This is a genomic window from Halomonas sp. CH40, assembly GCA_041875495.1.
Lineage (GTDB): Bacteria > Pseudomonadota > Gammaproteobacteria > Pseudomonadales > Halomonadaceae > Vreelandella.
Map to the genome: position 1 here is coordinate 673,372 of CP112982.1, position 14,466 is coordinate 687,837.

13 protein-coding genes and 1 pseudogene are annotated in these 14,466 nt (G+C 57.1%); 7 read left to right on the plus strand and 7 right to left on the minus strand.

All coding sequences use genetic code 11. The features are described from left to right. From OR573_03110 to OR573_03120, 3 genes are read right to left on the minus strand one after another with little or no spacing between them, the layout of a single operon-like run. Nucleotides 1-1,404 carry an ATP-binding protein gene (locus OR573_03110; protein ID XGA80663.1) on the minus strand — a complete coding sequence of 468 codons (1,404 nt, stop codon included), beginning with the start codon at nt 1,402-1,404 and terminating at the stop codon, nt 1-3. Beyond that, nucleotides 1,401-4,490 carry an efflux RND transporter permease subunit gene (locus tag OR573_03115; GenBank protein ID XGA80664.1) on the minus strand — a complete coding sequence of 1,030 codons (3,090 nt, stop codon included), beginning with the start codon at nt 4,488-4,490 and terminating at the stop codon, nt 1,401-1,403. The genes OR573_03110 and OR573_03115 overlap by 4 nt, the downstream gene beginning before the upstream one ends. Then, entirely contained in the window at nt 4,487-5,701 is a 1,215-nt protein-coding gene (locus OR573_03120) for an efflux RND transporter periplasmic adaptor subunit (protein XGA80665.1), read from the minus strand. The genes OR573_03115 and OR573_03120 overlap by 4 nt, the downstream gene beginning before the upstream one ends. A gap of 304 nt (nt 5,702-6,005) precedes the next feature. Between OR573_03120 and OR573_03125 the strand changes: the two genes are divergently transcribed. From OR573_03125 to OR573_03135, 3 genes are all read left to right on the plus strand, one after another. Beyond that, nucleotides 6,006-6,491 (plus strand): GNAT family N-acetyltransferase, encoded by a 486-nt coding sequence (locus OR573_03125; protein XGA80666.1) that lies wholly within the window; start codon nt 6,006-6,008, stop codon nt 6,489-6,491. A 53-nt stretch (nt 6,492-6,544) separates the two neighbouring features. After that, complete coding sequence (locus tag OR573_03130) at nt 6,545-6,943, plus strand: DUF4019 domain-containing protein (protein ID XGA80667.1); 399 nt, start codon at nt 6,545-6,547, stop codon at nt 6,941-6,943. Between the two features lie 142 nt (nt 6,944-7,085). Then, nucleotides 7,086-7,505, plus strand: coding sequence for a hypothetical protein (locus OR573_03135; protein XGA80668.1), 420 nt, complete (start codon nt 7,086-7,088; stop codon nt 7,503-7,505). Between the two features lie 180 nt (nt 7,506-7,685). Here the strand turns inward: OR573_03135 and OR573_03140 are convergent, their stop codons facing one another. The 4 genes from OR573_03140 to OR573_03155 form a co-directional block, all read right to left on the minus strand. Further along, nucleotides 7,686-9,281, minus strand: a complete 1,596-nt coding sequence (locus OR573_03140) for an IS66 family transposase (GenBank protein XGA80669.1) — start codon at nt 9,279-9,281, stop codon at nt 7,686-7,688. Nucleotides 9,282-9,337: 56 nt separating this feature from the next. Beyond that, nucleotides 9,338-9,673, minus strand: a complete 336-nt coding sequence (gene tnpB / locus OR573_03145) for an IS66 family insertion sequence element accessory protein TnpB (protein ID XGA80670.1) — start codon at nt 9,671-9,673, stop codon at nt 9,338-9,340. Nucleotides 9,674-9,705: 32 nt separating this feature from the next. Further along, complete coding sequence (locus tag OR573_03150; protein XGA80671.1) at nt 9,706-10,026, minus strand: hypothetical protein; 321 nt, start codon at nt 10,024-10,026, stop codon at nt 9,706-9,708. A gap of 68 nt (nt 10,027-10,094) precedes the next feature. Next, a complete protein-coding gene (locus OR573_03155; protein XGA80672.1) occupies nt 10,095-11,204 on the minus strand; it encodes an IS4 family transposase in 1,110 nt (369 codons plus the stop codon). A gap of 304 nt (nt 11,205-11,508) precedes the next feature. Between OR573_03155 and OR573_03160 the strand changes: the two are divergent. The 4 genes and pseudogenes from OR573_03160 (at nt 11,509) to OR573_03175 (ending at nt 14,465) form a co-directional block, all read left to right on the plus strand. Continuing rightward, nucleotides 11,509-11,667 (plus strand): annotated as a pseudogene (locus tag OR573_03160) (type II toxin-antitoxin system RelE/ParE family toxin). A 9-nt stretch (nt 11,668-11,676) separates the two neighbouring features. Next, nucleotides 11,677-11,994, plus strand: coding sequence for a HigA family addiction module antitoxin (locus tag OR573_03165; protein XGA80673.1), 318 nt, complete (start codon nt 11,677-11,679; stop codon nt 11,992-11,994). Nucleotides 11,995-12,200: 206 nt separating this feature from the next. Further along, nucleotides 12,201-13,268: an extracellular solute-binding protein gene (locus OR573_03170; protein XGA80674.1), complete on the plus strand. Its 1,068-nt coding sequence runs from the start codon at nt 12,201-12,203 to the stop codon at nt 13,266-13,268. A gap of 69 nt (nt 13,269-13,337) precedes the next feature. Beyond that, nucleotides 13,338-14,465 carry an ABC transporter ATP-binding protein gene (locus OR573_03175; protein ID XGA80675.1) on the plus strand — a complete coding sequence of 376 codons (1,128 nt, stop codon included), beginning with the start codon at nt 13,338-13,340 and terminating at the stop codon, nt 14,463-14,465. The last annotated feature ends 1 nt before the right edge of the window (nt 14,466 follow it).

The following is a 14,466-nucleotide window of genomic DNA, read 5'->3' on the forward strand; positions in this document are numbered from 1 at the left end:
TCAATCAGTCGGTAAAAGTGCCAGGGTCAAAGTCCAGCGCAACCCGCCCAGCGGCGAAGCGCTGGCCTGCAGCTGCCCACCATGGGCGTGCACCAGAGCATTAGCAATTGAAAGGCCCAGGCCACTGCCGCCGCTGGCGCGATTGCGCGAGCCTTCCACCCGGTAGAGGCGCTCAGTCAAACGGGCCAGCTCGCTTTGCGGCACACCAGGAGCACTGTCTTCCCATATCAGCACAGCATGCTGGCCGTCACGGCGTAACGTTACGCGCAGGGTGCCGGGCGCCTGGGTATAGGCGCAGCTGTTATCCAGCAGGTTACTCCATAGCTGGCGCAGGCGTTGGGCATCGCCGTGCACCTCAATATCAGGTTCGATCCGGCTTTCCAGGGTCAGGCCTGCGTCTTCCAGCCAGTGGCAGGCGTCGTCCAGACGGTGTTGCAGGTGGTCGCTGAGGTTGAGCGGCGCCAGCTGGATCTCGAGAGCACCGGCGTCGCTTTGCGAGAGCAGCCGCAGGTCGGTCACCAGGCGTTCCAGCTGAGCGACCTCCTGGCCCAGAGAGCCGAGGTTTTCCTGGGTCAGGGGGCGAATGCCATCCTGCATGGCTTCGATCTCACCTCTTAAAACGGCCAGCGGAGTGCGCAGTTCGTGGGCGGTATCTGAGACCCAGCGGGCGCGGGCTTCGCGATTGGCCTCCAGGGTTGCGGCCAGCACGTTGAAGTCCCGGGCCAGGCGTGAAAGCTCATCGCGCCCGCGCTCTTCCAGGCGGGTATGGTAATCCCCCTGGGTGAGGCGCTGGGTGGCGCTTGCCAAGGCCCGGGCGCGACGCCCCAGCCACCAGGCAAGCCCACCGGCCAGCAGCAGGGAAGCAAGGCCCAGAGAGGCAACAATAATCACCAGATTACGCTGCTGGCGTTCCAGAAAGCGGCTCTCCATGCGCTCCATGACCTGCCGGGGTGGACGGTAACCCAGGGTGCCAATGGTTTGGCCCTCCACCTCAAGCCTCAGCCAATGCCAGGCATCTGGCCCGCTTGCCCGCCGGCTATCGGCCTGAATCACGAAGTCGCCATCCGGGTCGCGGAGTACAAAGTCCCGGGCTTCCCCCAGCAAGGAAGGCCGCTCACGGTAGGACTTGCCCAGCGCATGGCGCACCACCGCAGGCCAGCGGTCGGGTTCGTCGGCCAGCCACGCCCAGCCCTGGTGATATTGCCAACGAGTCTGCAGCCCTTCGGCCAACACCTGGGCACGGCGTTCCTGGGCCTGGTTCAGATACTCAAAAAAACCGCGATCAATGCTGTGGGAAACCGCCATAAATACCCCGGCGGAAATCGCCACGTTAACGCTGAGAATGATCACAAACAGCTTGATTCCCAGCCGCGAGGTCTGGCGCAGTGCGGCAAAAAGCTTCATGACGTGGCCTCCGCTGTGTTCGTCTGGCGGGTAAAGCGCTCGCGCAGATTCTCAAGGCCCAGGTAAAGGCAGGGCACCAGCACCAGCAGGATCAGGGTGGCGAACAGCATGCCAAAGCCCAGCGAAATGGCCATGGGGATCATGAAGCGCGCCTGACGGGAGGTTTCCAGCATCATGGGGGCCAGCCCCAGGAAGGTGGTCAAGGTGGTCATCATGATCGGCCGCAGGCGGCGGGTTGCGGCGGCGACAATCGCCTCGCGGGCAGCCATGCCTTCGCGGCGCTTGCGGTTGGCGTAGTCAATCAGCACCAGAGCATCGTTGATCACCACGCCGGAGAGCGCCAGCATGCCCAGCAGGCTGATAATCGACAGGCCAAAGCCCAGAATCACATGCCCGCCCATGGCCCCAACAATGCCGAACGGAATCGCCGCCAGCACCAGCAGCGGCTGGGTATAGCTGCGAAACGGAATGGCCATGAGAGAATACAGCGCGCCGAGCATCAGCCACATGGCGGTACGTAGTGTGGCTAGATTATCGGCGGTGTCCTGCTGGCGGCCACCCAGGCCGACTTCCAGACCGCTGAACTGCGCCTGAAGGTCGGGGAAGACCTCCTCGCGCAGGGTCGCCAGCACCTGATTGATCGCCACATCGCCCTCGCTGTCCGCCGTCACGGTAATGATCCGCCGGCCGTCAATGCGTTGAATGCTGCTGGACGCCTGGCTCAGGGTGAACTCCGCGACCCGAGACAGCGGCACACTCAGCCCCTCCGGGGTCTGGATCGGCAGCCGATAAAGCGCGTCAAGGCTGTCGCGGGCGTCAGGGGGCAGGCGTACTTCAATGCTGACCTCGCTGCGGCCGCTGAACTGCTCGATGGCCGTGGCGCCCTGCAAGGGGCCGCGCAGGGCGCTTGCCAGCTCACTGCCGTTCAGGCCCAGCGCCCGGCCCTCGCTGGAAAGGCGCATTTCAAGCTGGGGTTTGCCATCGCCCAGGCCGCTGTCGACATCAATCAGGCCAAAGTTTGTCAGCTCAGTCGCCAGCCGTTCGGCGGCGCTTTCCAGCACCTGGGTATCCGGGTGGGAAAGCCGCAGGCTAAGCGCCGCACCGCTTCCCGGGCCGCCAACGTCTGATTCAAAACGCACCGACTGGGCGCCCACCAGGTCACCGCTCAGCTCCCGCCAGGCCGGGGCGATGCGTGAAGGGGGCCAGTCGTCGAGGCTGTCCGCGGCGATATCCAGGCGTACGCTGAGGCTTTCGCCATCCAGCTGGGTGCGTGAGCTGCTAAAACTCAGGCTGTCTTCGCTCTCTGCCAGGGTGTCGGCGGCGTCGAGCAGTTGCTGGCTCAGGCGGCGGCTAAGGCTGATGGGGCTGCCAATCGGCAGAGTGATGCTGGCCTGCACCTGATCGGATTCGACTCTGGGCATCAGCGAAAAGCCCAGCCGCCCGCTCATTGCCCAGGCCAGGGTCAGCGCCAGAATGACCACCCCAATGGAAATCGTCAGCAGGCGCTGATTCAGGGCGCGTTGCAGAAAAGGCTCGAAACGCTGGTAGGTGAAATCATGCAACCCGGCCTGCATCCGCTGGCGCAGTCGGTCCAGCCAGTTGGCCTTTGTTTTCTTGTTCGCCCGGCTATGGGCCAGGTGGTTGGGCAGGATAAACAGCGCTTCCACCCAGGAAATAAGAAAGACGGTGATCACCACCAGGGGTACGGTGGCGAATATCAGCCCCAGGAAACCGGGCAGGAACAGCAGCGGCAGAAAGGCGACGATATTGGACAGAATGGCAAAGGTCAGCGGCGTGGCAATCTCGCGTGCCCCGAGAACCGCCGCATCGCGCAGGGAATAGCCCTGCTCGCGGTAGCTGTAGATGTTTTCACCCACCATGATGGCATCATCCACGACGATGCCGAGGGCGATAATAAAGGCGAACATGGAAATCAGGTTCAGCGAGACGCCCATCCAGGGCAGAAACAGCAGAGCGCCCAGAAAGGCAATCGGAATGCCCAGGGTGACCCAGAAAGCCAGTCGGGCCTGGAGGAACAGCGCCATCAGCACCATCACCAGGGTCAGCCCCAGCCAGGCATTCTTGAGCAGCAGATCCAGACGGCCCTGATAGTACTCTGAGGTATCGCGGGAGACATCCAGGCCCACGTTTTCCGGCAGGTTGGCGCGCAGGCGCTCAAGCTCGCCCTGAACCGCACCGGAAAGCCCGGTGGGGGTCTGGTTGCCCACCTGATACACATTGACCGACAGCGCTGGCTCGCCGTTATAGAAAACTTCGCGATCCGTTTCGGCAAAGCCCGCCTGCACGCGGGCAATATCCCCCAGGCGCACCGGCGCGCCCTGGGTGCTGGTGATGACCGGTAAATCGGCAAACTCAGCGGCGCCGTTACGCCGCCCCTGGTAGCGCACCAGCCATTCGCCTTCCCGGGTACTCAGCTGGCCGCTGGCCAGGTCCAGAGCTTCCTGGCCAATCAGGTTGGCCAGCGCCTGGTGGTCAATGCCGTAGCGCTGGATGGCTTCCTCATCCAGATGGATCTGGATTTCCCGGTCACGGTCGCCGGAAACCTCCACCCGGGAGATGCCCTCAGCCGCCAGCAGTTCAGCGCGCACGTTTTCGGCGGCGTCGTGCAGGGCGCCTAAGCCCACCTGGCCGTAAACCTGCAGGCTGAGCACGCTGCGCGACCCGCCCGAGAGGCTGATCCGTGGCGGATTGGCGGCCTCCGGCAGAATGGTGATGGCATCCACTGCCTGCTGGATATCCTGGTAGACGCGCATCACGTTGATACCTTCGGTCAGCTCGGCGCGCAGCTGGCCACTGCCTTCATTGGCGGTGGCGGTTAGTTCGTCAATGCCCTCGACATCGGCCAGCGCCGCTTCCACCGGCAGCAGGATACTTCGCTCGATATCCTCAGGCGTAGCACCCGGGTAGCTGATGCTGACATTGATAATCTCCATCTCGAAATCGGGAAACAGCTCCTTCTTGATGCTCAGCGAGGCCAACAGGCCGCCGGCAATCAGCAGAATCATCAAGAGGTTGGGGGCGACGCCATGGTCGACCATCCAGGCAAGCGGGCCACGGCGGTTCATGGTGCTTCCTCCTCGCCCGTTTCCTTATTCTCTTCTTCACCCGCTTCCTCACCCGTGCGAACGCGCTGGCCTTCACGGGGGTTAACAAGCCCGGCCACCACTACCCGCTTGCCCGTTTCAAGGCCGCTGCTGACCAGCACCTCCCGCTCGCCACGGTGGGCCAGGGTGACCTGGCTTTGCTGCAGCTGGTTCTGGTCATCCAGCCACCACACCAGATTGCCGGGCCGCAGCGCTGCGGCGGGCAGGGCGATCAGGGCTTGCGTATTTGCCGGGTCAATCTCGGCGCGTAGCACATCCCCCAGGCGCAGGGCCGGGCCGGGGCTTTCCAGGGCCAAGGGGTCATCCACGCCAATCAATAGCTGCACCTGCAGGCCGTTTTCTTCCAAGCTGGGCAGCACGGCCAGCAGCTGGCCAGTGCGCTGGCTATCGTCAGGCCAGCCCCGGCTGGTAAGGGTGACGCTATCGCCAGGCGCCAGCCAGCTTGCGTGTTCGCCGGGCAGGGAGGCACGCACCCAGAACTGCTCCACGCTGATCAGGCTGACCACTTCAGTGCCCTGGCTAAGCAGGCTGCCCGCACCCACCAAACGCTCCTGCACCATGGCCCGGAAGGGCGCGCGCAGGGTGGCGCGTTCAAGGTTCAAGGCCGCCTGATCGCGAGCGACCCGCGCCTGGGTCAGCTGCGCCTCGGCCTGGCGTTGCTGCGGTTCACGCAGCACCAGGGCACGGCGCTCCGGCGAGAGCTGGCGCCCAAAGGATTCGTATTCGCTACGCGCGCGCTGCTGTTCTGCCTGCTCAAGGGCCAGCTGGGCCTGGGCATTTGCCAACTGGGCCTCGGCATCCTGAAGCGCCAGCTGCAGGTCGGCCTGGTCAATATGTGCCAGCACCGCATCCGCTTCCACCACGCTGCCGGGCACCACGTTATCGCCAAAGTGCTCCAGCTGACCCGCCACACGGCTGGCGATATTGGCCTGCTGCTCGGCCTCCACACGCCCGAAGGCGAGCAAGCGCGGCGCCTGCTCGCTGGCCTCCACACGCACCACCTCCACCCGAGGCGGCACCGGCTCCGGCGGCGGGCGACGCTCCACCCGCGGCGGTTCATTCAACAACCACCAGGCACCCCCCAGCCCGCCCACCAGCACCAGCAGGGCAATCAGAATACCGGGCCGAAAACGGCCCCGTTGGCGAGTAAGGCACAGGCGAGCAGCAGGCATAAGCGTGAACACTTCCGAGATTCAAAATAACGTCAGGCGAAAAGGCCATAAAGATAACATGCCCCCAGCATGCGCGATGCACGCGCAACCAATCGACACACAATGTGCAAAGTGTGTGGAAGGTGGTAGGTTTGCTCAGTGACAAGGCCGGAATAAAAGAAATAAAAGGGGTCAGATCCAAATTAAATGGTCGGCTTTCATCATCCTTACACTTCAGGGATCCCATTTAATTTGGATCTGACCCCTTTTATTCTTGGATCTGACCCCTTTTATTTGTCAGTCGGGTGTTCATGGAGGAACTAGGATGCAGGAAGTCAGCACACCAGCCGTTCGAAAAATGTACAAACAAGATCTTGAGTGTGCAGCGAAGGTGCATCAAGAAGCGTTCCCTCGACAGCGTTCTTCCTACCAATGGCTGGAATGCAACCTGAATGCGGCACCACGAATGCTGAGCTATGTGGCCTTGATCAATCATCGCTGCGTTGGGTACATCATCTGGTCACAGAAAAGTGGGTTTCGCCCTGAAGTCATTCTTGAGTTGGAGCAAATTGCGGTGGCCGCGAACTACCGCGGACAAGGCATTGGGCGACAGTTAATAGTGGCATCATTGCCGGATGTCAAAACGCAGCTGTCTCATCAAGGCGCAGTGTTAAAGCATATTGTTGTCACAACAAGAAGCGATAACCATGCTCAAAGGTTGTATAAAGAAAGCTTAGGGGCAGAGGTTGAAGCGGTCATAAGCAATCTGTACTCGGCAGATGAAGTGTTCATGGTGGCACGTCATCTGTGACATTTTCTAAGGATCATTCACTATAAAGAGCGACTGCCCAGGGAGGGCGAAAAATGAAAATTCTCGTTACAGTGCTTTTACTACTTTTTCTGTCTTCTCACAGTACAGCTGACGACGATATGGCTAGAGAGACGGCCATGAGCTGGCTATCGCTGATTGATAACGGTGATTATCTCGAGAGTTGGGAACAGGCGGGGGCGTATTTTCAGCAAGAAGTTCCTTCTGAACAATGGCGGGAGGCAGTCAGCGAGGTGAGAGATCCGTTGGGCAGTGTTATTTCCAGGCAGCAAGTGGAAAGAAAAGCGTATCAATCACTTCCGGGCGTGCCTGAAGGGGAGTATCTGGTCTTGCGTTTCTCGACACGCTTTACCCATCAAGCGGAAGTCATTGAAACTCTGACCCTCCAGTCAGTTGACGGTGACTGGAAAGCGCTTGGATATTTTGTCCGCTAGCTACACGCAACAAGGCGTCATTTCCGAATAGGGTAATCGGAAAACAATCTTGAACTTTTTCGCTGAGAATCGTAAGTAAGTGGACTAGAGTTGGCCTGAAAAAAGTAGCGACGTAGAAATTTAATTTTTGATGAGGTTTAAAGTGAGTTCGAATATAAAAATTTACGTTAGTCGAGAAATGGTTTTTCCTTACATGTTTGTGGGGATGCTTGCCCCTATGGCACTGGCTAACTCTGGTGTGAATTTTTTAATTGTTGCTATCTTTATAGCTTTTTGGACTGCTATTTTTTTTATTGTTTTTATGAAATTTAAAAAAAAGGTGCTCTGGGAGGATGGTAAGTATGTATTTTTTAATAATAGTGGCGTTGTTGATAAGGTGTTAAAGTTTAATATTGAATGTATAAATTGTGATATAAACAATCAAGGGTTTTTTTTGATCAGGGTTGTGACGCGTACTGAAGGAAAGTTTATTATTCCTTTGCCTCATAGCATGAGTCGGTCTGAGTTTGAAGAAGTAGAAAAGCAGATTAACGAGTATTCCGTAAAAAATGCACGCTTTTAAAGGCTGAAGAATCCCCACGAATTTGGCGCTATGCGTCGCATAATGCCTGATCGTGGGCTTCTTCTCTCAGGCTGGCCTTCAGCGATGTCCAGCAAGGCCAGGGCACAGCGCCGGAAGGTTGTCGACGCAGCCATTCCGTAAGCGCCCTTAAATCGACACACTTGACCTAGCCGTGTTCTTTCACTTTTTTTCGGCGGGCGCCAAGTTCACGTTCCAGGGCAGCAGCGTTTCCAGTGCCTCTAACGTATCAGCGGTGGCGATGTGCTCCAGCACATAATGGATATAGGCAGCAGGCTCCAAGCCATTGGCTTTTGCCGTTTCGATGAGTGAATAACAGGTGGCACTGGCGTGAGCGCCGCGGGAGGTATCCGCGAACAGCCAGGCTCTTCGACCAACGGCAAACGGGCGAATGGCGTTTTCTGCCAGAACATTACTGATATGCAGGTCGCCGCGCGCACAATAGCCGATGAGGAAGTCCCATTGGTTCAGCGTATATTCCATCGCCTGACGCGTCAGGCTGCCTTTCATGACGCGGGTAACATTAGCCTCTAGCCAAGCCTTGAAGGCCTCAAGACGCGGAAGGCTCAGCTCCTGGCGGACACGGTAGCGTTCCACTTCGCTGAGATCCTTGATCTGCCGTTCGATGGCGTAGAGTTTGTTGATATGGCTAAGCCCTACCTCGGCCTTGGCCGGCGTGGCGCCCTTGCCTTTCGCGTTGACCTTGGCTGCCTTAGACGCTTCCACGAACTTGCGTCGCGCATGGTCCCAACAGCCAATGCGGGTAATGCCGTTGGCACGGCATACCTGGCCGTAACCGGCGTAGCCATCGGCCTGCAGGATCCCTGAGAAGTCGTCGAGTAGGCGCACCGGCACGCTGCCGCCGCGGGACGGGTCGTAGGCAAAGAGCACCGACGGTTGATCCGGTGGGCCACCTCGGGTGACCCACATCCATTTATCTGACTGAGCGGTCTTGCCGTCTTCCTTGAGCACTTGCAGCCGCGTTTCATCGGCTTGCAGATACGCGCTGCTGTTTTGCACTTCGCGCATCAGCGTGATCAAGGGCGTGAAGACGTCATTCAGGCGGATGATCCAGTTGGCCATCTGCGTGCGGCTAACAGCGTGGCCTAACCGCTTGAACATGCCTTCCAAGCGGTACAGCGGCAAACCGTCTGCGTACTTGGAGGTGATCACGTACGCTAGCAGTGACGTCGACGCCGTGCACTTGCCTAGCGGATGAACCGGACGCTCCGCAGTAAGGAGATGGTCGTTGCCCTCAAGCGGGAACACCGCTTTTTCCTGCCAGTATTCGAGGACTTTCAGCTGCGCGGGGATGAACTGAAGCTCTTCTTTTACCTTGGCGAAGAAGGTCTTGGTCGCCCCGACTTTTTCTTCTTCGCTGAGCGTAAGCTCAATACGCTCACGGACCAGAGTGTCGGAGAAGCCACGTTGGCGACGTTGACGTGAGGGACGCGGCGCGTCTTGCTCTTCGACATCGTCGGGTAACTGATCGCGTAGCGCCTCGATGTCAGCTTCCAACTCCGTCTCATCGAACAGATGAGCCTGGTTCGCAGACTTTTCACTGCGCGCGGCGAACTGCTGAATGCGCTGCAAGCGCAGCTTCTCTTCGAGCAATTGAATATAGAGATTACGTTGCTGTAACGCCGTCTGTTGAGCCGTCACCTGTTGCTGAAGCCCCGCCACAAGAGCCACTACCTCAGCGGCGGAGAGGCCACTGAGATCAGGCAGTTGGGAGGAGACTTCGGGGTGCTTTTTCATGGGCCAATGATACCAGATTCGGTGTGTTAAAGCACTGAAAATAAGAGCTTTATGGCCTATCCGACGCTGTCGTAATGCAGTGTTTTATGGCCGCGCATCAGGGTGATATCGTAGCCATCCAACAGCCAGTTGATCTGCTCGCCAGTCAACGCCATAACGTCATCCGAGGGGCCGGGCCACTTGAAGCGCTCCTCGGCCAGCGCCTTGTAGTAGAGCACGAAGCCATTGTCTTCCCACATCAGGCACTTGATTTTATTTCGCTGCCGGTTAGTAAAGGCATACAGCGCCCCGCTAAAGGGGTTGTGTCCCAGTTCTTGCTCCACCAGTAACGCCAGGCCGTTGGCTTGCTTGCGAAAATCGACCGGTGCGCGGTACAGGTAGATCTCGGGCATTTCCCACGCGGGGCGTAAATAGCGCGGCCGCTTCACAGTTGCCTCAGGATATCGCCCAGTAACGCCACGTTGCCCGCGTGCAAGCCCGTGACCGTGATACCGCCGGGCAGTGATACCGTAAGCCCCGTGGAGTCTATTTCTTTTGCGGTGCCGGTATTGGAATATGCGACGGTGGCAAAACCGGCGACTGGCTCTTTTGTTGACGATGCGCTGGCCAAGAGCTTTTGACGCCAGTAAGAAAGCTGATGGTACTTTAGCGCTTGTTGCTTGCAAAACGCCATGCCGGACAAGCCAGAGGTTTGCCATTCGGTGACTTGTTGCTGCCAATATTGCTCACGTTCTTGATGCGTCATGACACCCCCTCACAAAGATCTGATGGCATCAGTGTGAGGGGATAAAAGCGAGAGCGGTAGATGCCGGTTTAAGGGCGCTTACGCCATTCCAGCCCAAGGCGCCATACCGATAAAACATTGCGATGATTGATACTGTTGCTCTGGTAGTGTTTCTGCTGCCCTCTGGTTTTCACGCCCAGGCCAGCGACCATCATCGCCATATTGGCCAACATCGCGATCAGCAGCAGGATCTCGATACGCCTGCCCTGACGCGATTGATGCATACCAAAGCCCAGCCCAAAAAGGGGGCTTTTGACGTCGCGAAAACCTTCTTCGATCTGCATTCGTTGCCGGTAGATGGCGACCACTTTTTTCGCCTGTGTCGAGCGCTTCGGCAGATTAGTGACCAATACCCAGGGTTCTTCCTGACGGCGGGCGATGGCTCTGCTCGCACTGTCCTGAGAGGCCTGTCCACGCTTGTTACGATCTTTACGCCCCTTGGGCGATTGGTGATAGAGCACCATCTGAGTCGTCAGTGGGTTGCTGCGCGCTATCTGAACTTCTCCAAGGGCACTGGGTACCGAGGTGGCTTGCTGAAACAATGAACTGACCGCCTGCCACGCTGCACCGGATGCCTGATAATGGGTGGGGCTACGTACACGCCCGACGTAATACCAGCCACGCTTCTCTACAGCGCGAAACCACGGGTTACGAAAACCGGCATCGGTCACCAGCACAGGCGTTGCCCCTTCAGGCAACAGGCGGGCAATGGCTTCTAATAGATACGCTTCGCAATACGCACATCCATTTTTGTGATGAACCTTTTCAAAGATCGGCAATGAGCGCCCGGCAAAGGGGATAGCAGCACGCAGCAAAAATTGCTGCCCATAATGATCGATAGGCGACCAATCGACCAGAATCAGGGGACGTGTCATATGACCGATCAACACATTAGCCACCAGCCAATAAAACAAGGGGCGCTCCTCGTGCAAATGGTGGTTGCCCAATAGCCGGTCGACGCGCTTAATGGTATGCCGAGGCGCTACCGGCCCTGGCAAAGCACGCCCGAGCGCTGTTAACCCCAATCGACGATCCGTCAGCAAGGCACCCACCGTATCCAGAAGTGCTTGAAGACGTTTGGCATGTATTGAGGGGAGTGCTGATGTGAGCCAATTGTGTAAGAATCGTGGGGCCTGCATGGGTCTCCTTAGGCATATTGTTTGTTTGGCGATTAACAACATGCCGACTCATGCAGGCTCCTTCAACATTACCTGCTGATTTTATTGAAATATTTGTGGGGATCCCTCAGTTTTAAAGGTGAAGTTAGCCTTAGTGTCTGATGTGGTAGTTGGCTCGCGGAAATGACGAGGCTCTTATCTGTCATTCCCGAGGGGGTAATCGGGAATCCACCTTGACCTTTCTCGCCGGAGCTTGAAACCCAAGGTCAAAATGGATTCCCGCTAAAAGCATGCGGGAATGACGGGGTGGTGGGCATGCGGGAATATCAGAGATGAGTTAAAAGTTCCTCTAGGTAACCGCTTGGAGTCCTTATCTGGCGACAGAAAGGGTCAGCACAGCATTCGAGTGAACGAGCAATACAGGATTTGCTTCAAATGGACTGACGCTGAGCCCGACGAAGTAGAGTTAACTGATTACCATTAGAGGTGAAGTATGGTCCGCATTCCTACACATAGGCAGCCGAGTCATCCTGGCGAAATGCTGGTAGAGGAGTTCCTGCGTCCAATGCACATTACGCAGCGCCAGCTAGCAGATGCTATTCATGTTCCTTATCAAAGAGTTAATGAATTAGTTAATCAGAAGCGTGGTATTACGCCTAGCACTGCGCTGCGTTTGGCTCGGTTCTTTGGTATCTCAGCCGATTTCTGGTTGAACCTGCAGGTCAGGTGGGATCTCTATAAGACGCAACAAGCCGAAGAGGATGAATTGGCGGAAATTCAAGATGTCACGCACTGGCAAAAGGTTGTTTAATCCTACAATTTACGCAGCAAATCGATTCGTCCTTGTACACTGCCATTCTTTATGATGCCCAGCAGCGTCGTTCCCAGAAACCCTCAGAGCTATCATTCCCGCTAAAAGCCTGTGGAAATGACGGGGTAGTATATGTCATGAAAATGCAATGCCGCTGTGCTTAGTATGTTGTGTTGCTTTTCTGGTTAACTAACAGGGGCTTTTTAATGAAAACCATCATGCTTGCACTGACCGCAGGTGTTGTTAGCACTGTGGTGATGACGTCTACTGCCAGCGCCGAAACGCTGCGTCTTTTGACTTGGGGCGGCTACGCGCCTGAAGATGTCATCGAGAAATTTGAGGCCGAGACGGGCCACACCGTCGAAGTGACCATGTCCAATAATGAGGAAATGATCGCTAAACTGCGCGCCACCGGTGGCAGTGGTTTTGACCTTGCCCAGCCTAGCCAGGACCGTATCGCGGGCCCGCAAGCTGAATTCGGCATCTACAAACCGATGGATATGAGCCGGATCAATGAAGACCTGTTCATTCCCTCTATGCTTGAAGCGACGAAAGCCAACACTACCGTCGATGGCGAAGTCTATGGTGTTTCGCACGTCTGGGGCACCAGCGGCCTGATTGTCAATGGCGCAGAAGCTGAAGGTGTGACGGATTACACCGACCTTTGCGATCCCGCACTCGAAGGCAAAGTCTCTTACCGCCTCAAGCGTCCGACACTGATTGGTTTTGCTTACTCAATGGGGCTCGACCCCTTTGCCGCCTATGGTGACGAGGCGGCTTATACCGAGATCATGAACCAAGTCGAGGCCAAGCTTGTTGAGTGTAAGCCGGTTGTTAAAACCTACTGGGACGGTGGTGACGAGCTGATCAATCTGGTGCGCTCCGGCGAAGTAGTCGCTGCAATGGCATGGGACACTGGCGGCTGGAAACTGAACGCAGACAATGCTGACATCAATTTCGTCGCCCCTGCTTCAGGCGCTCTGGGCTGGATCGACACCTTTGTTCTGCCTGCTAAAGGTAGGGCTGATAATGCGGCCTATGACTGGATCAACTTTGTCATGCAGCCCGAGGTGTCGGCGATGATCACCGCATCCGCCGGTAACTTTACGGCATCGGCTGGCGCGGATGAATTCGCATCCGATAAGATTAAAGCCCAATATCAGGCCAGCTTCCCACCCGAAGCCGTTAATAACATTAAATGGTATCCCCCGGTGCCTGCTGGTCTCGAAGCGATTGAAGGTGGCGTGCTGGACCGAGTGAAAGCCGCTCAGTAATCTCCTTAATCGTGGGCGGCCCATTTACGTGGGCCGCCCGTTTTTTTGAATGTCTGGAAATGTCTTTTTATGACTGTTGCCCGCGATGATGCCCGCACCCAGGTTTACGATCTTGAATGCACCAATCTGACACGCCGTTTTGGCGATACGCTGGCAGTCGATGATGTGTCGTTTTCGGTACCCGCTGGTTCGTTTTTCTCGATCCTGGGTCCCTCAGGCTGTGGCAAGACAACGATCATGCGCATGATTGCGGGTTTTCTTGAACCGTCAACCGGCGACATTGCGATCAAGGGGCGTTCGGTTCTCAATGCCCCACCCAACAAGCGCCCAGTCAATATGGTGTTCCAGCATCTCGCTCTCTTTCCGATGATGAATATCGAGGACAACATTGGCTATGGTTTGCGCCGGGCCGGAAATTCAAATGCCGAGATCGCCCAAAAGGTCGATGAAGTGCTCGATCGCATCGGCTTGCGCGGTATCGGCAAGCGAAGAACGGATGAGTTATCAGGTGGACAGAAACAACGTGTTGCTATTGCTCGCTGCATGGTGCTTGAACCTGATGTGCTGCTGCTCGACGAGCCGCTGGGGGCGCTGGATCTTAAGCTGCGTGAGCGTATGAAGGTCGAGTTGAAGTCCCTGCAAGCTGCCTTTGATACCACTTTTGTTTACATTACCCACGACCAATCCGAGGCGCTGGTAATGTCCGACAGCATCGCAGTGATGAACGAAGGCAAGTTCGAACAGATCGGCAGCGGTCAGGATCTCTACTACCGCCCACAGACGTCTTTCGTTGCCAGCTTCGTAGGTGACAGTAATGCCTGGTGCGGTAAGGTTCTGCGCGTCGAGGGAAACACCGTCGAGCTGCGTACCGATACCGGCTTGATCATGCGCGCGGCCACTAAGAGCGCGACCACTAAAGGGGCAGATGTAAAAATTTTCGTACGCCCCGAGGCGATTCGCATCGGCCGCTGTTCCGATGATCTGGCCCAATTCGATAATCGGATTTCAGGCAGGGTCGGCAGCCTGCTGTTCAACGGTGCTGCCAGCCGCATCATCGTGACATGCGACAAGAGCGGCGGCGAGGTCGAAGTCACCCTGCCTCAATCGGGTGAATTCACCGATCTGCAACGTGGCGACTTCATTCATATCGGCTGGGCTGCTGATCAGGCCAATTGCTTTGATGCAAGGGAGGGCTGAG